Source organism: Pristimantibacillus sp. PTI5, from assembly GCF_048572955.1.
Taxonomy (GTDB): Bacteria; Bacillota; Bacilli; order Paenibacillales; family Paenibacillaceae; genus Pristimantibacillus.
Genome location: NZ_CP183886.1, coordinates 2105400 through 2126419, shown reverse-complemented (window position 1 = coordinate 2126419; position 21020 = coordinate 2105400). Strand labels below are relative to the sequence as shown.

At 40.1% G+C, this 21020-nt stretch carries 22 protein-coding genes; 21 read left to right on the top strand and 1 reads right to left on the bottom strand.

Going from position 1 to position 21020, the window contains the following annotated elements:
* Nucleotides 1-187 precede the first annotated feature (187 nt).
* The 8 genes from ACN6MW_RS09485 (at nucleotide 188) to ACN6MW_RS09450 (ending at nucleotide 6108) form a co-directional block, all read left to right on the top strand.
* Nucleotides 188-571, top strand: a complete 384-nt coding sequence (locus tag ACN6MW_RS09485; RefSeq protein ID WP_419875252.1) for a nuclear transport factor 2 family protein — start codon at nucleotides 188-190, stop codon at nucleotides 569-571.
* 168 nt (nucleotides 572-739) lie between these two features.
* A complete protein-coding gene (locus ACN6MW_RS09480) occupies nucleotides 740-1651 on the top strand; it encodes an SDR family oxidoreductase (protein WP_419875251.1) in 912 nt (303 codons plus the stop codon).
* 142 nt (nucleotides 1652-1793) lie between these two features.
* Nucleotides 1794-2444: a hypothetical protein gene (locus ACN6MW_RS09475; RefSeq protein WP_419875250.1), complete on the top strand. Its 651-nt coding sequence runs from the start codon at nucleotides 1794-1796 to the stop codon at nucleotides 2442-2444.
* 405 nt (nucleotides 2445-2849) lie between these two features.
* Nucleotides 2850-3236 carry a hypothetical protein gene (locus tag ACN6MW_RS09470; RefSeq protein ID WP_419875249.1) on the top strand — a complete coding sequence of 129 codons (387 nt, stop codon included), beginning with the start codon at nucleotides 2850-2852 and terminating at the stop codon, nucleotides 3234-3236.
* A gap of 214 nt (nucleotides 3237-3450) precedes the next feature.
* Nucleotides 3451-3903, top strand: a complete 453-nt coding sequence (locus ACN6MW_RS09465; protein WP_419876311.1) for a MarR family winged helix-turn-helix transcriptional regulator — start codon at nucleotides 3451-3453, stop codon at nucleotides 3901-3903.
* Between the two features lie 24 nt (nucleotides 3904-3927).
* Nucleotides 3928-4446 carry a GNAT family N-acetyltransferase gene (locus ACN6MW_RS09460; RefSeq protein ID WP_419875248.1) on the top strand — a complete coding sequence of 173 codons (519 nt, stop codon included), beginning with the start codon at nucleotides 3928-3930 and terminating at the stop codon, nucleotides 4444-4446.
* 30 nt (nucleotides 4447-4476) lie between these two features.
* Entirely contained in the window at nucleotides 4477-5097 is a 621-nt protein-coding gene (locus ACN6MW_RS09455) for an FMN-binding negative transcriptional regulator (RefSeq protein ID WP_419875247.1), read from the top strand.
* A gap of 381 nt (nucleotides 5098-5478) precedes the next feature.
* Complete coding sequence (locus tag ACN6MW_RS09450) at nucleotides 5479-6108, top strand: class I SAM-dependent methyltransferase (protein WP_419875246.1); 630 nt, start codon at nucleotides 5479-5481, stop codon at nucleotides 6106-6108.
* Between the two features lie 183 nt (nucleotides 6109-6291).
* On the opposite strand, the gene ACN6MW_RS09445 is transcribed toward ACN6MW_RS09450, so the two are convergent.
* Nucleotides 6292-7449: a copper amine oxidase N-terminal domain-containing protein gene (locus ACN6MW_RS09445; protein WP_419875245.1), complete on the bottom strand. Its 1158-nt coding sequence runs from the start codon at nucleotides 7447-7449 to the stop codon at nucleotides 6292-6294.
* A gap of 593 nt (nucleotides 7450-8042) precedes the next feature.
* Here ACN6MW_RS09445 and ACN6MW_RS09440 point away from each other — a divergent pair.
* The 13 genes from ACN6MW_RS09440 to ACN6MW_RS09380 all read left to right on the top strand — a co-directional run bounded on the left by ACN6MW_RS09440 (nucleotide 8043) and on the right by ACN6MW_RS09380 (nucleotide 20954).
* The gene (locus ACN6MW_RS09440; protein WP_419875244.1) at nucleotides 8043-10196 is read left to right on the top strand and encodes a hypothetical protein; all 2154 of its coding nucleotides are present in this window, start codon (nucleotides 8043-8045) and stop codon (nucleotides 10194-10196) included.
* A gap of 268 nt (nucleotides 10197-10464) precedes the next feature.
* Nucleotides 10465-10794, top strand: coding sequence for a PadR family transcriptional regulator (locus ACN6MW_RS09435; RefSeq protein WP_419875243.1), 330 nt, complete (start codon nucleotides 10465-10467; stop codon nucleotides 10792-10794).
* Nucleotides 10795-10807: 13 nt separating this feature from the next.
* Nucleotides 10808-11674, top strand: a complete 867-nt coding sequence (locus tag ACN6MW_RS09430) for a pentapeptide repeat-containing protein (RefSeq protein ID WP_419875242.1) — start codon at nucleotides 10808-10810, stop codon at nucleotides 11672-11674.
* A 14-nt stretch (nucleotides 11675-11688) separates the two neighbouring features.
* A complete protein-coding gene (locus tag ACN6MW_RS09425; protein WP_419875241.1) occupies nucleotides 11689-12450 on the top strand; it encodes an ABC transporter ATP-binding protein in 762 nt (253 codons plus the stop codon).
* Nucleotides 12451-13218 carry an ABC transporter permease gene (locus ACN6MW_RS09420; protein ID WP_419875240.1) on the top strand — a complete coding sequence of 256 codons (768 nt, stop codon included), beginning with the start codon at nucleotides 12451-12453 and terminating at the stop codon, nucleotides 13216-13218.
* 259 nt (nucleotides 13219-13477) lie between these two features.
* Entirely contained in the window at nucleotides 13478-14218 is a 741-nt protein-coding gene (locus ACN6MW_RS09415) for an S-layer homology domain-containing protein (RefSeq protein WP_419875239.1), read from the top strand.
* A gap of 196 nt (nucleotides 14219-14414) precedes the next feature.
* Nucleotides 14415-14669, top strand: a complete 255-nt coding sequence (locus ACN6MW_RS09410; protein ID WP_419875238.1) for a hypothetical protein — start codon at nucleotides 14415-14417, stop codon at nucleotides 14667-14669.
* 281 nt (nucleotides 14670-14950) lie between these two features.
* The gene (locus tag ACN6MW_RS09405) at nucleotides 14951-16453 is read left to right on the top strand and encodes an alpha/beta hydrolase family protein (protein WP_419875237.1); all 1503 of its coding nucleotides are present in this window, start codon (nucleotides 14951-14953) and stop codon (nucleotides 16451-16453) included.
* 315 nt (nucleotides 16454-16768) lie between these two features.
* On the top strand, nucleotides 16769-16966 hold the full coding sequence (locus ACN6MW_RS09400) for a hypothetical protein (RefSeq protein WP_419875236.1): 198 nt from the start codon (nucleotides 16769-16771) through the stop codon (nucleotides 16964-16966).
* Nucleotides 16963-18156, top strand: coding sequence for a winged helix-turn-helix domain-containing protein (locus ACN6MW_RS09395; RefSeq protein WP_419875235.1), 1194 nt, complete (start codon nucleotides 16963-16965; stop codon nucleotides 18154-18156). Before ACN6MW_RS09400 ends, ACN6MW_RS09395 begins: the two co-directional genes overlap by 4 nt.
* A gap of 372 nt (nucleotides 18157-18528) precedes the next feature.
* Complete coding sequence (locus ACN6MW_RS09390) at nucleotides 18529-18975, top strand: hypothetical protein (RefSeq protein ID WP_419875234.1); 447 nt, start codon at nucleotides 18529-18531, stop codon at nucleotides 18973-18975.
* A gap of 216 nt (nucleotides 18976-19191) precedes the next feature.
* Nucleotides 19192-19959, top strand: coding sequence for a nucleotidyltransferase domain-containing protein (locus ACN6MW_RS09385; RefSeq protein ID WP_419875233.1), 768 nt, complete (start codon nucleotides 19192-19194; stop codon nucleotides 19957-19959).
* A 545-nt stretch (nucleotides 19960-20504) separates the two neighbouring features.
* Complete coding sequence (locus ACN6MW_RS09380) at nucleotides 20505-20954, top strand: hypothetical protein (protein WP_419875232.1); 450 nt, start codon at nucleotides 20505-20507, stop codon at nucleotides 20952-20954.
* Nucleotides 20955-21020 lie beyond the last annotated feature (66 nt).

The window sequence follows — 21020 nt, the reverse complement described above, 5'->3', positions numbered from 1 at the left end:
CCCTTTTCCTCATGTTTTGAATCAATCAGGTAATAGGAATCTCTGAAAATAAAGTTTTACGATGCTTGATTACGCTAACGGGCTGTTTAGCTGAATATAGCATTTGGTGAACTATTTCTAAATAAAGGAAAAAAATGACTTCTAAAGAATATAAGTAATAAGCATCTTTCTTGAGGGGAGTATGACTATGATTAGTAAAGAAACCAAAGAAATCATTGATAACTATGTTGAGGCCTACAATTCGTTTGATGTCGTGGGGATTGTTAAACTCTTGCATAAGGATATTCTGTTCAGGAATTTTTCCAACGGTGAAATAAACACGGAAACCAGAGGAGTACAAGATTTTAGAGAACTTGCAGAAAAGTCATCAAAGATTTTCTCTAGTCGTCGTCTGGCAATTATCGACTATAGTGCTGTAGATGATAAAGTAGAAGCGCAAATTGACTATGAGGGAATATTAGCTGTTGATTTGCCTAACGGATTAAAGAATGGAGATAGCATGCAATTAAAAGGGAAGTCAGTATTTCGGATTGAAGAAGGAAAAATAGCATTGATCGAAGATTACAGTTGAGTAACGCGGCGTGTCTGCCATGCGGAATGATTTATCGCAATAACATTTGACGAGTTAAAACATTCATTGCACTAATGGGCATCGGTACCTTCGTAATTATTAACATGACACAGGGTGACATATTTAAGGTCTATAATGGTGATAGATCAAAGAAAGGAGCTGCAGATCATGAAACCCCTAAATGGAAAAGTGGCTTTGGTGGCAGGTGCAACACGCGGGGCTGGTAGAGGAATTGCTATAGAATTAGGAGCTGCCGGCGCTACTGTTTATGTGACAGGACGTACGACACGAACACAACAATCGGAGTACAAACGTCCTGAAACGATAGAAGAAACCGCCGAACTTGTAAATGATGCGGGTGGCCTGGGAATAGCGGTGCAAGTGGATCATCTGGATCCGGATCAGGTCCAGGCTCTAATTTCCCGTATTGAGAATGAACAGGGGAGACTGGACATTCTGGTCAACGATGTATGGGGGGCTGAATATTTGGCACAGTGGAATGTGCCCGTGTGGGAGCACTCCCTTGAACGGGGGCTTCGCATGCTTCGGCTTGCTATTGACACGCATATTATTACAAGCCACTTTGCCCTTCCTCTGTTAATCCGAAACAAGAATGGCCTGGTCATTGAGATTACGGACGGCACGGCAGAATACAACGATAAAAACTACCGTTTGTCACTGTTCTACGATCTTGCCAAGACTTCTGTCATTCGTATGGCTCAGTCTTTAGCCCAAGAACTTTCACCCTATAAATGCACAGCAGTAGCAGTGACTCCGGGTTGGATGCGTTCTGAAATCATGCTTGAGCACTATGGTGTTAAGGAAGGAAACTGGCGAGAAGCCATTGTGAAGGAACCTCATTTCGCCATCTCAGAATCGCCCCGATTTGTTGGACGTGCCGTTGCCGCGTTGTCCGGAGATTCAGAAGTTGGCCGATGGAACGGTCAGTCTGTTTCAAGTGGCAAACTCGCACAAGTGTATGGTTTTTGTGATCTTGACGGCTCACAGCCAGACTGCTGGCGGTATCTCGTAGAAGTGCAAGATGCAGGCAAACCAGCAAATGCTCAAGGATACCGCTAATATTCAATAAAAATGATCAAATTCAAGCATAAGTGTTAACGGGAAACTAGCTTAACTATTACGAGAACGGGGCTGCCGGCATAGAACGGCAGCCTCGTTGAGCTAACGGGTAGTACAGTGGGGATGAAGGGGACGAAAAATAATGATGATCAGGCATTTTAAAACAATCGGTGTTGTTATGTTCATAAGCATGCTAGCGTTGTTGACATCAGGCTGTACACAATTATCTGGAGCTGAAACGCCTGAGCCCGAACAAAGAGAAGGGCCTGCTGAAGTAACACTGACACCCGTTGACTTGTTCAAGGGCGACGGAGCAAAGTTTAAGCCTTTTCTAGGAGCCATGTCCGGAGCATTTAAATTACGGTATGTAGGAAATAAGCCAAATGCAAAATTGGATATTGATATATGGCAAAATGGCAAGAAAGTTGCTTCTTCTGGCTCAATTGGTGATTTGTTCTTAGATTCGGACGTTCGGGAAAGTCACGAAGTCGAAGTCATTATATCCATAGATGTAGTTTCCATCCAGGGACAAGAAGAATTTAACACAATTAAAGTCGGTACAATACATGACTCCGGATCAAGCACCGCAACCTTTACTATGCCATGGGATAAAAAGTTGACCACACGGGGATTAATCTATGATAATGAACCGCACACATTTATTGCCGATGGTTCTGTTTATGTATGGGGAATGCAAGCAACAAGCACAGACGTAATGAATACAGCGGATCTCTCGCCGGAATCGTTAAGCAAACTCGAATGGGCACTCATTTTTACTTTGCATTTTGAATAATAATTTCTGAGAACCACTGAAGAGAGCAGACCGTTCTGGGGGACTAAGTGTTTAACTAGCGGGCAGGATCGTTCCAATATATATAGTGTACGGATGGAGGGCGCGAGTAACATTAAACAGAAAAATTTTGTTGGATTGTTCGCATCAATATTTCTCATTTTCTATGGTATATGGAAACTAAATAAATTTTTTGAACCAAAAGTTGGTCCAGTAGGTAATGGTCCTAGTGATACTATTGTGCAAATAGTATGGATATTATTTGGTACTTCAATGATTTTAGGTGTTGGTGGAGTGATTTATTTTTCTTATTCCATTTTTAAAAGAAATGATTAATTAATAATCCAATAGTTAGTTGTTTCGTTAACGGGCAACAATAGCAGAATAAACGAACATTCGGAGGAGAAAGTGAAATATATAATGATGGTGATTAGTATTGCTTTACTTACATTTCTTACTGCCTGCAATTCACCTTCAAAAGTTGTTGATGACTTTGATACAAGCCAGTTAAGTGCCGATTTCGGTGATAACGATGCGTATGAAATAGGAGCCAATGCCAAAGGGATGCCTATTTTCAAAGATCATAAGAAGGCATTGCAACAAGCTCAAATCGATTATAAACAAGGTTTTGATGCAACTGTGGCCGAGTATGATTTAATGCCTATTAGTAATGAGAATTATAGAGACTATAAGAAATATGCTGGGCAGCTTGAGACTAAAAATGAAATGGTTAAACAACAAGGTGTAATGGTATCTAAGTTTCTTGATATTTATGAAAATAGTTTTAATCAATAAAGTTTTTAATTCAATAACACATCGTTACGGTAACGGGAAACGATAGCTGAACAATTAAGGAGCAGTTTGCTGCGGCAGCTGTTCCTTTCTTCGTTAAGCTAACGGGCAGATTAGTATGGAAAAGCGAATAGGAATTTTTGTTGTAAATGCAACAAAAATAATGTACTATTTTTTTACGGCGTTTGAAAAATACAATATTAGTGGAGTTGCAATTATGATGGAAATTTTACGTGAGGTTGGAATGATTGCTAGGGCATTGGATTCTATAAGTAATATAGAATTTAAAAAATATGACCTTACAAAAGGACAGTACTTGTACCTCGTGCGAATATGTGAAAATCCAGGAATAATTCAAGAAAAGTTAGCTGAAATGATAAAGGTAGACCGAACGACAGCTGCTCGTGCTATAAAGAAACTGGAGATTAATGGATTTATTGAAAAGTATGATGATCAATATAACCAGAAAATTAAAAAACTATTTTCTACAGAGAAAGGGAAGGCTGTTTACCCTTTTATAAAAAGGGAAAACGATTATTCCAATATGGTTGCACTATCTGGATTCTCCGAAAGTGAAGCAGCAACGATTTTTAACCTGCTGCAAAGAGTCAGAAAAAATGTAGAAAAAGACTGGGAGTTTGTGAAAAAGGGAAACAAGAGAAATTATTGATTTAGTAAAAGGATGACAAATAAAATGACTATAAATATAAAAAAGTGCAATTTTGAAGATCTAGGATTGCTTCAAGAAATTAGTGTTGAAACATTTAATGAGACATTTAAGAATCAAAATTCACCTGAAAATATGAAAGCCTACTTGGAAAAAGCATTTAACGTAAAACAATTAGAAAAAGAATTATCAAATATCTCTTCGGAATTCTATTTTATTTATTCTAGTGAAGAAATTGCCGGGTATTTAAAGCTAAACACGAATGAAGTTCAAACTGAAATAATGGGCGATGATTCGCTTGAAATCGAAAGGATTTATATAAGGAAAAAATTTCATAAGCAGGGGCATGGTAAATATCTACTAAATAAAGCTATAGAAATAGCGATAGAACGGAATAAAGAGAAGATCTGGCTAGGGGTTTGGGAAAAAAATGAGAGCGCAATTACCTTTTATAAAAAAATGGGCTTTGTTCAAACTGGAGCCCACTCTTTCTATATGGGTGATGAAGAACAAATAGATTTTATAATGATCAAAACACTCCTATAACAATTTCTCTAAAATGAGGAGGAGAAAACCATGTATATTCCTTCACACTTTCACATTGATGAAATAAAAATCGCTTACGACATTATCAAAGAACATAGCTTTGCAACACTGTTTTCACAACAAAATGGAGTACCCTTTGCTACTCATTTACCGTTGATTTTGGATAAGGAGAATAAATACTTATATGGGCATTTTGCACGTCCGAATCCTCAGTGGAAGGATATTAGCACTCAAGTTGTCTTAGCCATTTTTCATGGTCCGCATTGCTATATCTCTCCTTCCTGGTATGAAACAAATAAAGCAGTTCCAACATGGAATTATGTAACTGTTCATGTATATGGGGAAGTCACACTTATTGATGATGAAAAAGAGTTAATGGATTCCTTGCATGAAATGCTATTGAAGTATGAAGCCCCTGATAGTTCATATAAAATACAAGAGGTAGACGCAGACTTTATCGCTGGACTGAATAAAGGGATTCAAGGATTCAAAATAAAAATCAACAAAATAGAAGGTAAAGCAAAGTTAAGTCAAAACCATTCAGTACAAAGGCAAGAACTTGTAATTAATCAACTGGAACGGATACAGAATGGAGACGAACAAAAGATTGCCTCTCTTATGAAAGCAAACCTGAAAAATAGCTTTAGATAAATAATGGACTTTTATTTAGAAGAAAAAAAAGAAAGCTCATAAAGCAGCTCTCATTTAAGTATATTCTTATTAATTATTAAAGTCTTTTGGTTGAATGTGGTGGTAAATGTACTGCTGTATCAATAACTACAACAACACTTCCTTTTTTGTATCTTTGAATAACTACAGGAATTAGCCTACCACTTGGAGTAGTATTTGTCAGTCTAATGGTTGAATGATTTGAAAGAGCGGTATATATTGCTCTTCCGTTAGCAAATGAAGTCACATCCCTATATTGAAAGTTTTACTCTAACTCATATATGCTTTAAATAAGATCATGGCTTGTTCATCTGCCCTAGTGAATTTAAAAATGTATTGATTAAAACATAAAGGAGATTAGATATGACGGAATTCTGGGAATCAAGTTTTATTGAAAAACAAACGATGTGGGGATTTGAACCTACAGATTCCGCAATCGAGTCAAAGAACTTTTTCCTTGAAAGGAATGTTAAGGACATACTGGTTCCGGGTATTGGATATGGCAGAAATGCAAGGGTTTTTATTGACAATGGAATAAAAGTAACAGGTATTGAGATTTCAAAAACAGCGATTGATTTGGCAAGGCAAAACGGGCTTGATATCAGTATTTTTCATGGTTCCGTAACTGACATGCCTTTTGACAACAAACTCTATGACGGTATATTTTGCTATGCACTTATCCACTTATTGAATAACCGTGAGAGAGATAAGTTTATTAAAGATTGCTATAACCAGTTAAAGCCAAATGGATATATGATTTTTACCACTGTTTCAAAAAAAGCCCCAATGTTTGGAAAGGGCGAACAATTGGATAAAGACTATTTCGAGATAATGGAAGGCGTGAAAATGTTTTTTTATGATTCTGACTCCATAAAACAAGAATTTGAAAAATATGGACTGACAGAGATTTCAGAAATCGATGAGCCGAATAAGAACATGGTAAATAAACCTCCAATAAATTTTCTAATTGTAAAATGTAAGAAAGAACAATAAAGATAATTGGGGAGCATATCAGACTTTATTTTCTCATCCATTGCTGCCGCTGTTTCTATTATTGAGGTCAGTCTCATACTTTATTTTCCTTGTACAATAAGCATATTTTTTGTTGAGGTTATATAAATAGAGAAAAAACCACTCACAGAAATAGAGTGGCTTATTGTTTAATATGATTTGGCATTATAACTTCCAAGAAGTACCATCAGAAAATTTAACGGCTGTAATCGTAACATTTTTGACCTGTGTTGCTAAATCATAGAGATTTAGCGTCCAAGTATCGGTTTGTGATTCTCCGGATGCAAGACTGTTACCTTGTGAGATTCCTAAAAACAAGTTACTCGAGCTAAAATATCTGTATACTGGTCTGTCAAAATCGTCGTAACAACTTACTTTCATTTCATAAGCCACTATGGTTTTTGTGGTGAGGTTTTTAATGGTAAGATTTACTTCAGGTACATCAATCGAATTATATGTAATCTCAACGCCTGTCACTTTTAATGGTTTATTATTATTCGCTTGAAGCTCTTTCTTTAGGCTTGCGTTACTTGCATCCTTCTCTGATTTTATTAGAGCTCTAACTTTTTCTAAATAACTGTTGGTATTATAATGGGCTTTAATTTTAGAGTAGTTCGTATTGCCTTGTATGTTGTTATCGTAATCTATAAGTGACTTAATTGCGCTTCCGATATAAATTTCACCATTGTGCTCCGTTTTAGCAACATTAAAATTGTTGTAGCTCTTGGTGCTGCTTCTTTCAAAACCAATAACACTAGAAAAAAAATCATACTGGCTCACTGTTTTCGTGGATGGATTATAAAAGAAATCAACTACAACCAACTGGAGGAAATCAGTGTTTGTTAAGTTGCGGACATAATTTCCTGAAACTAATATCGGCAAATTAATATCATACATGGTTTTGCTATTGTTGTTCGAAATAAGGATGGTTCCATTTGCTGATGATACGGCAGCACCTATGCTATCCGAAATGAATCGAAGTGGTACCATAGTATTATTGTTTATTATTTTCACAGGTTCATTCAAAATGACGGAAACGCCGTTCACACTCGCAACTTTACTTCCTACGTTCATTCTAATAACGATTCCTTTTTTACTCCCTTTTAAAGAGGTTCCTGTGAGCTCCAACGACAAACCTAACTTTTTGAAGATTGGAGCGATGGGTACCATTGTCGTCCCATTCAATACTATCGGCGATTGCGATAAGCTCAAAACTTGACCATCAACGGATATTTTAAGAGCTGGCTGAGCTGCGCTGACAACATTAGAAATTTGAAAAGCTAGTAAGAAACAAAACAAAAGTGAAATAATTTTTTTTGGCATTGTTTTTTCCTTTCAACATGTGTTTTATAAATGGATGATGTAAAACATTTCCTAACGCATTGTATCAACATCATTTGGATTTAACAACGCTAAATTTTAAGATTGTTAATTACGAAGAGGTATAACATTAATTTGCCGTCCTCTCAAGCTACATACTAGATATGATTCACCCAACTGGAGGATATGTAACAAGTTGAACGCAGATATGACGCATTGCGCAATCTTTGGAACCATTTCTCCGGAGTGGGTCGACAATATATTGCTTGCTGCTGCACTAATAAACTGGACTTAATAGAAAAATAAATAATAAGTATAAAAGGAGCTGCCTAAGACAGCTCCTTTTTGTTAATCGTTACGAATTATAGGCTAAATGCCAGTAACGTCGGCGGGCTACTAACGCATATATAAGTAGGTTACTTTACTGGTAGTTTTATCGGTATATTTCTGTTGAACACATTAATTATCAGCGATATTATTGTGATATTACCGAAAAATAAGTCGTTAGACTTATATGCTTTACGGTAGAATATAACAATGGTACTATAAGGGGTGTTGTTCCAAATTAGTCTTATTGTGGGGGAGAAAAGAGCCAAATGCTTAGAAAGTATGGTTATTTGACGATTATTTTTATGTTTATTTTAACAAGTTGCACAAAGCCTGGAGAGGAAACTGAAGTGGCTGAACCTGCATATCAAGAAGATGCATCAGTCAATATTGTCAAAAATGAGGTTGTACTATACGTGGATACTAATTCTGCCAAAGGAATTGGTGATCTTTATATTAAGAAAAATAACGAGGATAAAGAGAAGATTGCTTCTAATGTGTTACGTGGTCAGTTTGAGTATTTATATAATACAAAGGCAGCACTATACCTCGACAAGGATAATAATCTTTACATAAAGGAATCTGGCAAGGCTGAGGAACAGATCTCTACTGACGTTTTCCCCGATTCGATTGAGGTATCCAAGGATGAGTCTACGATCCTGTTTCTGAAATCTCAGACTGCAAAAGATTACTCCGCGATCTTCGGTGATCTATATAGCGTTGTAAGGGGAAAAGAAAAAGAAAAAATTTCATCAGCAGTTAAAGCAAATGAGTATAGCATAACTGACGATGGTAAAGTAATAACCTTCCAAACAGAAGATGGATCTCTCTACCGCAAGTCAGCGGATGTTACCGATAAAGAAAAGCTCGGCTCTGATGTGATTAGTTTTAATTCAAGTCCAGACGGGAGTTTGACTATCTTCGAAAATAAAGAAAATAGCATTTATCTTAAAAAAACAACCGTAATAGATAAGGAAAAGTTAGACGCTGAAAATATTGGCCAGGTTCAGTTCTCCGAGGATAATAAGATAATTGCTTACTTGGATGAGTATAGAGACTCTCCTTCGCGAGGAGAGCTAGTACTGATTAAAGAAGGGTACGAAAAGGTTAAACTTGCATCGGATATTACGGATTACCAGTTTACTGGTATGGGCGATTATATCTATTTCTTAAACGAAGACAAATCACTCTACATGAAAATACTTTCAGATGTTGAAGAGAAACCATCTAAGAAAAAAGAACAGGAGCCCACAACAGATCCTACATCACTTCTTACCTTAAATCCAACCGACAAGATCAAAATAGATGAAGGAGTGACATCTTTTAAAGTTTCTCCAGATGGGACAAGCATTGTTTATATAGATACTGACAATAACTTGTTTCTCAAACGGTTCGCAGAAGAGAAGGTCAAGGTTGCTAGTGATATTAGTGAAGTAAGCCTATATAACCACACGATCTTGATGTTAAATAAGGAAAGATCATTGTATACGATTGATCTTAAACCGGACGTAGTTGTTGAAAATGAAGAAGCGAAAAATAATGAAGGTAAAAAAGAGAAAAGCAAAAATGAAGAGAATGTAACGCCTGTTGATCTCCCTGCAAGTCCTGTCAAGGACAAGGTGAAGATCGCAGATTTGGTTGTACAATATTCAACGGATACCAGTCTGAACTATCTCGCATATAAGACAACAGCTGGTGAGATCTATTCGAAGACAAAAGATCAGCCCACTGCCATAAAAGTCATCGAGAAGGAGAGTGCTTTTAGCACTATTCATTTTCTAGATGCTATGTTGTATGAAAAGTTGGTTACCGTGGATCAAATTACAGGTAGTTGGAAGGCGACTGCTTCGTATGAAGAAGAGAGCTATGATTGGTTCATTGAGATTACAAAGGAACTAAAAATTACCTCTTATGACGAAAATGGAGAGAAGCTCGACAGAGCTTTTAAATTTTCTAACCCGACTCCTACGCTTGTTGATATTGTATTTACTGAGGACTCCGACGACATGTTTAAGCTTGAGGTAGTTGATAAGAATACACTTGTGTTTCATTACTCTAATGAGGGTGAAGAAAGTGTTGCGAACGTAAAGCGAGTGAAGAAGGAAGAGTTGGATAAGGAGATTAAGGCAAGGAAGGCAGCTGCAGATAAACAGCGGAAACTCGAAGCTAGAATCAATGCAGCTAACGAGACAGCGGAAAATATCTTGTATTCTTATCTGTATAATACAAATGAAGGAACAAAAGTATACAGTAGTCCTTACGATTCAAATGAAGTAATTGGGACTCTTGGATCCTTTACTGAGCTGTATATCCTTGAAACATATGTAACTGAATCGGGAGAAGTTTGGTGTAAATCAAATGTATATTTCGGGGATATCGGCATGTACAATGATGTATGGTTTACTTACAATAGCATTACTTAATATTAGCAAAGACTGAGGATTATGGTATTTAAATAAAAGGATCATGAAGATGAGTTTCTTATCGTGTTCATGATCCTTTTTGCTGTGCTATTTAGGAATCATTAGTTGAGGATTATCGAATAGAAGCTCCGCGCATAGCGCGGCTTTTTTATTTTTGTGATTCCTCATTGAGGATAAGAACGTTCGATTTTAGGCAAAGTAATCAATTTGAAATACTACCTTGACAGTCATGGTAATATGTCGTATTATACAAATGCGAGGTGATTATATGAATGAAAACAAAATTACATCCGACCTGCTGCGCGGACATACCGATACGATGATCTTACGGCTCTTATCCGAAGCTGACCGCTACGGTTACGAGATCGTCAAACTGATTGCCGATCGCTCGGGCGGTGAGTATGAATTAAAAGAAGCCACGATGTACTCCAGCTTCCGACGGCTTGAAGCGGATGGTGATATAGAGTGGTTTTGGGGTGATGAATCTCAGGGTGGACGCCGTAAATATTTTAGAATTACCGAAAAGGGTAAGACTGCTTACGCCCGCAATATAAGCAACTGGGAGTACGCGAAGCGCGTTCTTGAAAACTTATTATAAGGAGAGATGAATTATGAATCAGAAATTGACTAATTATTTGAACGGCGTATTTACGCCATACGATGGAGTAAAAAGCGTCACCGAATTAAAGGCCGACCTGCACTCCGATTTACAGGAGCGGTTCCGTGAACTCAAAGCTGAGGGCAAGGACGATGAAACAGCGTTTAAGATGACTATTGAGAGTATCGGCGACATCGAGCAAACGATCCTGGAGGTCTCCAACCTCTCCCGCTCGCTGGAACGTCAGGTGGTGACAAACTTTAGCGCAAGTAACCTGGCGAAAAGCGACTTTGCAGGCGTTACGGCCCATAAGGGACAGTTTAAAGGCAGCGCGTTACACGGTTCCGACTTTTCAGGCGCAGATTTGACCGGCAGTTCGTTTAAGAGCAGCGACGTACGTGAAGCCAATTTTGACGGCGCGAATCTGACGGACTGCAGCCTATCCGCACTTGACCTGACAAATGCAAGCTTCAATAAGACAATCCTTGTACGAACCAATTTCAGCAAGTCGGGGCTTGACGGAGCCAAATTCATAGGAGCAAAACTGACCGACGTGACGTTAACGCTGACCGATCTTAGCAAAACGATTTTTGAAGGTTGTTTATTTGATGGGGTTGACTTCAAGTACTCCGCCTTGGGCAGGCAGCGTTTTGACGGGCAAACCTTTATCGGCGTTAAGTTTGACAAGGCGGCATTAAACGAAGTTTCGTTTAGGGGAGCAACGCTTAAAAATGTGTCTTTTAATTCAGGTTTTACGTTAACGAAGAAATATTATCGCGTCATTAAAACGATCTGCTTTGACGGAGCGATGATGGATAAGTTGACTTATGCCTCTCTTAAGGGCATGGAGGCCGATCTGTCTAAGGTTACCGTAATTTAAGGGGGGATAAATATATGCTAAACAAATCAATTAAAGTAACAGGGCTCAAAAAGTCCTATAAGGATCTTCAGGTCCTAAAGGGTGTAGATTTTGAGGTGGAAGAAGGCAGTATTTTCGCGTTGCTCGGGTCCAACGGAGCAGGCAAGACAACGGTTGTCAAAATCCTCACCACGCTGCTCAAACAAGATGGCGGATCCGTTACCGTAAACGGATTCGATGTTGCTTCAAAACCCGAGAATGTGCGACAAGCGATCAGTCTGACCGGTCAATTTGCCGCCGTTGACGAATTATTGACCGGACGGGAAAATCTTATCTTGATTGCCAAGCTGCGATACCTTAAAAATCCACGACAAGTTGCAGACGATTTACTTAAAAGCTTCGGCTTGACAGAAGCCGCAAACCGCAGAGTATCCACTTATTCGGGAGGTATGCGCCGCAGGCTCGACATCGCCTTGAGCCTTGTGGGCAAACCAAAGATCATATTCCTCGACGAGCCGACCACAGGACTCGACCCTGAGGCGCGTATCGAGGTATGGAACATTGTCAAAGAGCTTGCAAGCGGCGGTACGACAGTACTTTTAACCACGCAGTATCTGGAAGAAGCAGAGCAGCTTGCTGACAAAATTGCCATTCTGCATGAGGGTAAGATTATTGCCAGCGGCACGCTTACGGAGCTGAAAATGCTGTTCCCACTCGCTAAGGTGGAGTATATTGAAAAACAGCCGACATTAGAGGATATTTTCCTTGCAATCGTCGGCAAAAGGGAGGGAAAGTAAATGGAGGGAGTAAAGAAACACTTTTTCAGCGATATGGGCATTATGCTAGGACGTTCTATGCGTCATATTTCTCGCAGCATGGACACTATTATTACGGTCACCATCACGCCGATTGCGTTGATGCTGCTGTTCGTCTATGTGTTCGGCGGTGCCATTCAAACCGGAACGGATAACTATGTGAATTACCTGCTGCCAGGTATACTTCTAATTGCCATTGCTAGCGGAATATCCTACACGGCTTTTCGACTGTTCAACGATGTGCAGAAGGGCATATTCGAGCGGTTTCAAACCATGCCCATTTCACGTTCCGCATTTCTTTGGGGACATGTACTCACCTCACTAGTATCCAACGCTATATCCCTTATCATAATCATTCTCATCGCTTTGATTATGGGCTTTCATTCGTCTGCGGGGATACTGTCGTGGCTTGCGGTTGCCGGCATACTTGTTCTGTTTACGCTGGCATTAACTTGGTTAGCGGCCATTGCAGGTCTGTCTGCAAAAACGGTCGATGGCGCTAGTGCCTTTTCCTACCCGCTTATCTTCTTACCATTTATCAGCTCGGCATTTGTTCCGACCGAGTCGATGCCGACTGTCGTTCGCGCCTTCGCTGAAAATCAACCGGTGACCTCGATCGTAGAGGCTATACGTGCGCTGCTGTCAGGTCAGCCGGTGGGCAATGATATATGGGTCGCTCTTGCCTGGTGCGTCGGGATTTTGTTCGTAGCCTATTTCTTTGCAATGAGGGTTTATAAAAAGAGAGTGTGAATAAGGACATCAATGTCCGAATGAAGTCCGCGGAAACCGCGGGCTTTATTTTGTTCTTTTGTCCAAAACTTTTTTTTGCAATGTGAAAAATAATGGGTTCCTCAATTGTATTACTAGTGAAAGGGTGGCATCAGGTGAATCATGAGAAAGCCCGGTTAATCCGAACAACGATCAAAAAATGCAAGAGTCTACTCAAGGCAGGCCGAATGAAAAGTCAAAACCCAAAAGCACAAACCAATAACTCTACGAGGTGAAAGAAATGAAAACAAAATTCAAAATGATAACTCTTTCCACGGTAACCGCATTAACATTATCCTTTGCAGGACAAAGCTATGCAGCTATCACCCCTTTTTCGGATTTAACTCATATCGCGGCAAAGGATAAAATTATTGCTTTACAAGAACAAGGCTTAGTCCATGGTATTTCGGCCAACTTATTTGCCCCTAATGATACCATCACAGCGGCACAAGGCATTCAACTTATTGTTAAAGCCGTGAATCTGAATCTAGATCTAGTAAGATTCCTTGTAGAACCTAAAGCGACGGATTATTACAAAAACGCAGACAACGATGCGTGGTATGCGAATGCCTTGATTACAGCAAGTGTTAATGGAGTCGTACTGCCGACAGATTTAGATCCAAACAAGAAATGGACGCGTGAAGAGTTCACTCACCAGCTTATTAGCACGATTGAAGCGCACAGCAATCTTCCTCAGATCAAACTTGTTCCCGCCCAGATTAACGATAACACGGATCTAACCATTGATTATGAAGGATCCATCCAACGCGCACTTGCTTATCATGTTGTGCAACTAGATGAACAAGGGAACTTCCATCCGAAAGCCGAAATCTCTCGTGCAGAAGCGGCGGTACAAATCTACAATGCACTAGAATACATTAAGGCACATCCTGCACCAACGCCACGGCCTGATCCAGCGTCAGATACTAACGCTAAAAGATCACCATGGTCTACAAGTCCACAAATACCAGGAACAAAATAATTACATTGCATTAACTAAACAGTTGCGTATTTCCAGATTAATAGGTAATCGTCTTCCGGATTAAAAGGGAGCGGTTGCCTATTTTTTTATACTTCAATATGTCACATAGGTTGCTGAAATCTGACTCTACTTCAACAATCGGTATTATTGGCATTAACCACAGAATAAATTCAATTGGGGTATTGAAGATCGTGGTTTGATGCAAATCAAAGGAACAACATTGATGGTATTTTATGATGTAAATGAAGATGATGAATCTGAGCTGGAAAATTATTTTGACAAAACTTCTGATTTGTTTTTCCGAGATTTGAGGGTAGTGATTACCGTAGAGCCTACTCCACTAGGGGAGAACGAGGTCATTTCATTTTCTCAGCCGTTGTGGTTGACGGAGTGCAAATTTGCTTTGGTACATAGAGACATTACTCTTCTTGAACCACTATCCTTTTTGTAGTTGCAGCTGAACTAACGGAGAACGATAGATGAACAAACTGGGGGGAGTTGCTGCGGCAGCTGCTCCTTTTATTTGTTAAGTTAACGGGCAATTTACCGGGGTGGATAAGAAAACGGGGCTGCAAGATCAGTCTTAGGAATGGTTACCACTTCATGGTCACGTGCTAAGTAAGCGTCTTACAAAATTGTAAGGTAGATGTAAGGCAAATCGATAGCTTAGGCCAGCCTTTCAGGATAATATTGGAAGAAACAAAATAGAAACTTTTTAAAAGGAGAATCGAGATGAGGCTGTTTGAACTGTTGCTTCTTTTGTCAAACATCGGCTTGTTTGCATTAACAGTCCTATTAAAAAAAGGACGGCGTAGAATTCCAGTATTCGTTGCAAGCGGGATCGCCACACTTTTACTGGTCATTCATTGGACGGTGGAAGGTTACAGAGTTCAGCTATTTTTCCCATATTGCATAACGGTCATTTTTTTAGCCATTTCAAGTTATAGCAATTTTAAAAAAACCGGCCCCAAAAAAATCCCACGATTCATGTTGGGTTCAGCTTATACCGCTATAGTGATAATGCTGGTCGTAACAGCAGGTCTCATGTATGCTTTTCCTGTATTTAAACTACCTGAACCGACAGGCGAATTTAAGGTAGGAACGCAAACTTTTCATTTCGTGGATACAAATAGGGAAGAGACTTTCGACGAAGTCAGAGATGGTAAGCGGGAATTGATGGTTCAGGTATGGTATCCGGCTCAAGCTGGCACCGGCAAGTACGCTCCCTTTATTCCCGATACCCAGATTTTACGTTATATGGCCGCGGACTATGGCCTTCCCGGGTTTACTTTTCAACACCTGAAGTACGTATCCAGTCATGCTTATTCGGGGGCCGAAGTCTCTTCGGCACAGACTTCATACCCGCTGATCCTTGCGAATCCCGGCAACGGCTCTTCCAGGTTCCTCCACACGTCGCAAGCCGAATATCTCGCGAGTCACGGATATATCGTGGCAGTGATCGACCACACCTACAATACATTTGCAACCGAGTTTCCGGACGGGCGAATCACGACCAGCACAACCAACGACTTATTCTCGCCCAACCATGATTACCGGACGAGTAGAGGAAATCGCGACAAGTTGGGACAAGTTTTAACCGGCGATGTGGCGTTTGCGCTGGACCAATTCGAGCTCATCCAATCGGGGCAGATTCCAAGTCATCTAAAAGGGAGGATTGATCTCGGTCATGCCGGGGTGTTCGGTCATTCCATCGGCGGAGCGACGGCCTATGACGCTTCTTACGATCCGCGAATCGCGGTTGGAATAGACCTTGATGGAGGGCTTTATCGACTGCGTGACAGAGAGAGTCTGCAAAAGCCGTTTTTGTTCATCAACTCGGAAAGCTATTTCGAAAAATTAAAAATGGTGATGGATAACCGGGTCTACACGGATGCAGAGCTTAACCGTATGGGCTCAACAAGAGAGTGGGAGGATCAAGTAATGGAAGATAAAAAGTTGGAGCTAGAACGGATGCGCGAAACGGTCGACGAAGGGGGACAAGTCCTCTATATCGAAAATACGGAGCATTTGAATTTTGCCGACGTACAGTTCATTTCTCCGATTTTCAAAATGCTGGGCATTACAGGAAAGATTGCGCCCCAAAGAGCGAACTCCGTTATCAATGCCTATATGCTTGATTTCTTCGATATGTATCTGAAAAACCAAGGCGGAATCTTAATGAAAGGACCGGATAGCCGCTTTCCGGAGGTGAAGTTCGTAACCTCGCTATTATAAATTACGGAACAGGCTACCGATTTTCGTTTTTTCAAATCTTTGAAGATACGGCGGTACTAGAAGAAGCTTTTGATTTAAGAAATCATTGATATGTCTATGCACGACACAGCACTATGACAGAAGAATACATTGCGCTATCGGGGAACGATAGTTCAATAAAAACAATGAAGCAGCCGACCACAATGATCGGCTGCTTCATTGCTTTAACGGGCAGTATTTTTCAATAGTTCTTGTTTTTATGCTCGAGATAATGGTAACATTTTACAGGAACGTGTGTTTGTTTTTTGTATTTTCCAACGGATAGGGGGAATAGGAGTGGTTGAAGTTATTGAAAAAGAGCAATTTTCGGTTATTGGAAAATTAGGAAAGGGGTTTGCTAATGAAGCATCCCAATGGATACCATCATTATGGAAAGAAGCAAATAGTAACTTTGTTGAGATAAGCAATCTCGCCATCCATAATCATGTGCAAACGGCTCCCGTTTGTTTCGTTAAGGAGCCGATGTGTACATGATTCAATTGACGAACCGCCAGGCACGGCAATTTCTGCTATTGAAGCACGGGTTGTTGGGCGAATATCATTTTACCGGAAAGCAGGGAGTATTGGATTTTGTGCGGCAGGTCGGCTGTATACAATACGATCCCATCGATGTTTGCGGAAAAAACGCCGAACTGGTGTTGCAGTCGCGAATCAAAGGATTTACCAAGAACATGCTCGCCGAGTTGCTGTATCAAGATAGAATCCTTGTCGATTATCCCGACAAGAATTTGGCCATTATCCCTGTCGAGGACTGGCCGTATTTTGAGCGGTACAGGCAGGCTGCCCGACAACATGCCAAGCGCTATCCCGAAATGGAAGCGTTGATAGAGCAAGTACGAGCTCACATCCAAAATCACGGTGCGCTAAGTTCAGATGATCTAAAATTGGATGGAAATTTCGCTTGGCGATCGGCCATCCACTGGAGCAGCGGAAACAATTCATCCCGGTCGGTGCTGGAGCAGATGTACTCGACAGGCGAGTTGATTATACATCACAAAAAAGGAACGCGTAAATATTACGATATCGCCGGGAAGTACATAAAGCCAAATCTGCTGAATGCGCCGGAGCCGCTGGAGGGCGAGCTTGAGCATCACAAGTGGCGAGTACTGCGTCGAATCGGCGCTGTTGGCCTTATATGGAATCGCGCATCCGATGCCTGGCTGAACATATGGGGATTAAAAGCAGAGCAGCGCAACGAGGTTTTCCGCCAACTGTTGCACGAAGCTCGCATTGTTGCTGTTGCCGTGGAACAAATGAAGGATATACTTTATTGCCGCGCGGAGGACTTGCCGCTTATTGAAGCCGTTCTGCAAAATACAGCGCCGAAATGGCGCTGCGAGCTAATTGCCCCACTAGATAATTTCATATGGGACAGAAAACTGATCAACGAATTGTTTGGATTCGATTACACCTGGGAGATTTACACGCCTGCAATCAAACGGAAATTCGGCTATTATGTGTTGCCTCTATTATACGGAGAAAGCCTCATTGGACGAGCCGAGGTAATCGCGGAGCGAAAAGCCGGGACGCTCGTTGTTAAAAACATTTGGTACGAGAACGACATAAAGCCAACAAAGCAATTGCGAACAGCCTTGAACAATTGTTTTCAAAATTTCGCATTATTCAACGGATGCGAGACGATTTCGACAGAGTCTATGAACTGATATTTCCAGTTCCCCGGTAACATTTGCCGACAAGTTTCCGCTTACGAAACTGGTAAGCCGACGCGTCCGATAGCACCGTTGTATGTGTACATGAGTTTCAAATGGGGGATTAAAGCGCGGCGGGCTAAAGCCTGACTTTAAGAAATAAATTCCTGAAGTTACAGCAAGGTGATGAATGGAATATTAGTGCGGTGAGGAACTCATCAGAATGGAAGCAAGTACTTGATTTGGCTGATGAGATTAATGCAATAGTTGGCTCGTTGAGCTAACGGGAAGGTTAATTGAACTCCAACACTGTGTGCGTCTAAGAATATCCAGGTAAAATGTGGTATCTTAATGAATGATAGAAATAAATATAGATAGGGGATTTTCATGCCTAAACAGATCTCTGAGGAAGAAGCTCATTTGCTCGGTATTGATACTTTGCACCAGGAAATGGATAACGGAGAAAGACGATTCAGGCTAGTTAGTTCAGACGGTAGTTCATATATCCGTACGGAAGCTTCAAATAATGGTGGATGGCAGAAGAGCCACTATCATAAGTCCCTTACAGAATTTTATGTTGTCCAAAAAGGATGGCTGGTTTACACGGAGTATGCCTCTGATGACAAAGTAGTTTTGAAACATTTGGAGCAGGGGGAGAGCATTCTGGTAAAACCATTTGTTCACCATAACTTATACATGTCAGCATATACTGTCACACACGTAATAAAATATGGTGGTGAAATCGAGAATGATTGGTATCCCTCCCTTGAGTTAGACAAGCTTACAATACATTTGCCCGAGTCCGAACTTGTTCGTATGCGAGATCTTTATTAAGCTGACGGGCAGTGCGCGCCTAGCCAAGCTAGGCACAACAGCTCCTCTTTTTACATCATCACAAAATAGGGTATTTGGTACAGATGTACTGCTAGGCGTTAAGCTAACGGGCATGATAGTTGAATGATTTCGCGAATAACTTAAGTCATGACGAATTTACGAAGTTCGCAAAAAAGACGTTAGCCGAAAGAAGTTCTTAGTTTAGGAGGAGTCTATATGATATTAGAAAAAGTTATAAATAGAATTGTAATACAAAGTGAATATAAGGATTTTGTTGATAAGTATATAGATAATATACTTACCGAATTTAAAGGTAAGATTCATAGCATTTATATGTGTGGCTCGATTCCAAAAGGAACTGCTAAACCTTTTAAGTCAGATGCAGACTTTACTATTGTATGTGTAAATCCCAAAGATATTGATTACGAAAGATTGTCAAATATTAAAGACAGGCTTTTGGAAGAATATCCAGTAGTAACTAAGATTGATACGATAATTTGCTCGATTGACGATGTATTAAGTAAACCAAATGAGTGGGGTTTTTGGGTAAAGATAATTTGTGTTTGCATATATGGTCATGACGTTGGTGAAAAAGTACCACCGATAATTATTTCTCCAGAGTTCATTTTAGACTTAAATACAGAGACCAAGGAGGAAGTAGATCGTATACATAGTTTACTTTCTAATGCTAGTGATAACACAATGAAAACTAGATATATTAAAGGTTACTCTAAGAGATTAATTCGTGCATTATACTCTTTGGTTTTAGAAGATACAGGTGTATGGCAAGATGACATTATTAAGATGAAGAATGCCATATTAAACTATTGTGAGATTGACTCCGCTTTAGTTGATTATCTGTATGCTTGTTACTTGGATAGTAATGTACTTGTTGAAGAGTTTCTGGGAATTGCAGATGAAGTATATAGCTATTTTGAGAACGCCTTAAATGTAATGGCTGCTTCCAGAACTTCCTTCGGCTAACACCATATTGACGCTCCGGGTCACTCTGAGAAGCGAGTGACCACATCCAGCCCCTAAGCCCGTCGGGACGTCACTGCATTAGGTGTTCGGCAAGCCTCACAACTATAAGCAGCGACTCTAATTAAAACATAAGACTATTGAGCTAACGGGAAACGATAGTTCAATAAAGACACCGAGGCAGCCGATCATAATCATCGGCTGCCTTTTCCACGCTAACGGGCAGTATGACGCAACAAAGCTTCACGATTATTCGTCAAAGAAGGGAACTAAGATATTAGCTTACGCGGAGGTTATAAATGAAGAGACAAATAAAAAGTAAAGTTATTGTTATAATAATACTAATTTCTTGTTGTATCCCCTTTCTATTATTTTGGTGGTTTTATTATATCGTTAATTCTCCTATGATTCCGTATGAATGACGAACAATCCATTAAGCAAACGGGAAACGTTAGCTCCATAAACATCAAGACGAGGCTGCCGGCATGAAACGGCAGCCTCGTTGAGCTAACTGGCAGATTTGTTCAACAAAATAGGAGGTATGGCATATGAAGCATCTGAAATTCTTCCTTTTGTTCTTTGTCATTGTTTCGGTGTTTTCATCAAATATAGAAGGAACGTTAGCCAGTACCTACCCAAGTTCCGTTGCTTGGAATAATCTCCTATATGGACTTTCCATCGAGGAAGTCGATAACAAAGACATTGGCAATGAGATTGGAAAGATTGAACGCCAAAGAACTCCGATGCCAAAGAAGAACGGCGAGTCAAATTACAGTATACCAGTAGGAAGCCTGTTGTTTGAAATTAAAGGGGCAGACACTCAAGATGTAATAGCAGTTAAGGTAAACGATAAGTTCTTCAAGGCATCTAAATTTGGACCGATTCAAGTTACAACAGACCAGTCCAATAAACAAGCATGGATAGTTACATTATCATTTATTTGTTTCTTGGTCCTTTTAACAATGATAATTGTATGGAGAAGAAGACGTATGGGTTAGTTCATTCCGCTAACGGGACACGTTAGTTCAGAAAAAACACATCAGGAAGATCCTGCAGTAAAGAGG

What these genes read in the sequence shown, in the direction of transcription:
- ACN6MW_RS09485 (WP_419875252.1), top strand. Translation starts at nt 188, where the DNA reads ATGATTAGTAAAGAAACCAAAGAAATCATTGATAACTATGTTGAGGCC.
- ACN6MW_RS09480 (WP_419875251.1), top strand. Translation starts at nt 740, where the DNA reads ATGAAACCCCTAAATGGAAAAGTGGCTTTGGTGGCAGGTGCAACACGC.
- ACN6MW_RS09475 (WP_419875250.1), top strand. Translation starts at nt 1,794, where the DNA reads ATGATGATCAGGCATTTTAAAACAATCGGTGTTGTTATGTTCATAAGC.
- ACN6MW_RS09465 (WP_419876311.1), top strand. Translation starts at nt 3,451, where the DNA reads ATGATGGAAATTTTACGTGAGGTTGGAATGATTGCTAGGGCATTGGAT.
- ACN6MW_RS09460 (WP_419875248.1), top strand. Translation starts at nt 3,928, where the DNA reads ATGACTATAAATATAAAAAAGTGCAATTTTGAAGATCTAGGATTGCTT.
- ACN6MW_RS09455 (WP_419875247.1), top strand. Translation starts at nt 4,477, where the DNA reads ATGTATATTCCTTCACACTTTCACATTGATGAAATAAAAATCGCTTAC.
- ACN6MW_RS09450 (WP_419875246.1), top strand. Translation starts at nt 5,479, where the DNA reads ATGACGGAATTCTGGGAATCAAGTTTTATTGAAAAACAAACGATGTGG.
- ACN6MW_RS09445 (WP_419875245.1), bottom strand. Translation starts at nt 7,449, where the DNA reads ATGCCAAAAAAAATTATTTCACTTTTGTTTTGTTTCTTACTAGCTTTT.
- ACN6MW_RS09440 (WP_419875244.1), top strand. Translation starts at nt 8,043, where the DNA reads ATGCTTAGAAAGTATGGTTATTTGACGATTATTTTTATGTTTATTTTA.
- ACN6MW_RS09435 (WP_419875243.1), top strand. Translation starts at nt 10,465, where the DNA reads ATGAATGAAAACAAAATTACATCCGACCTGCTGCGCGGACATACCGAT.
- ACN6MW_RS09430 (WP_419875242.1), top strand. Translation starts at nt 10,808, where the DNA reads ATGAATCAGAAATTGACTAATTATTTGAACGGCGTATTTACGCCATAC.
- ACN6MW_RS09425 (WP_419875241.1), top strand. Translation starts at nt 11,689, where the DNA reads ATGCTAAACAAATCAATTAAAGTAACAGGGCTCAAAAAGTCCTATAAG.
- ACN6MW_RS09420 (WP_419875240.1), top strand. Translation starts at nt 12,451, where the DNA reads ATGGAGGGAGTAAAGAAACACTTTTTCAGCGATATGGGCATTATGCTA.
- ACN6MW_RS09415 (WP_419875239.1), top strand. Translation starts at nt 13,478, where the DNA reads ATGAAAACAAAATTCAAAATGATAACTCTTTCCACGGTAACCGCATTA.
- ACN6MW_RS09405 (WP_419875237.1), top strand. Translation starts at nt 14,951, where the DNA reads ATGAGGCTGTTTGAACTGTTGCTTCTTTTGTCAAACATCGGCTTGTTT.
- ACN6MW_RS09395 (WP_419875235.1), top strand. Translation starts at nt 16,963, where the DNA reads ATGATTCAATTGACGAACCGCCAGGCACGGCAATTTCTGCTATTGAAG.
- ACN6MW_RS09390 (WP_419875234.1), top strand. Translation starts at nt 18,529, where the DNA reads ATGCCTAAACAGATCTCTGAGGAAGAAGCTCATTTGCTCGGTATTGAT.
- ACN6MW_RS09385 (WP_419875233.1), top strand. Translation starts at nt 19,192, where the DNA reads ATGATATTAGAAAAAGTTATAAATAGAATTGTAATACAAAGTGAATAT.
- ACN6MW_RS09380 (WP_419875232.1), top strand. Translation starts at nt 20,505, where the DNA reads ATGAAGCATCTGAAATTCTTCCTTTTGTTCTTTGTCATTGTTTCGGTG.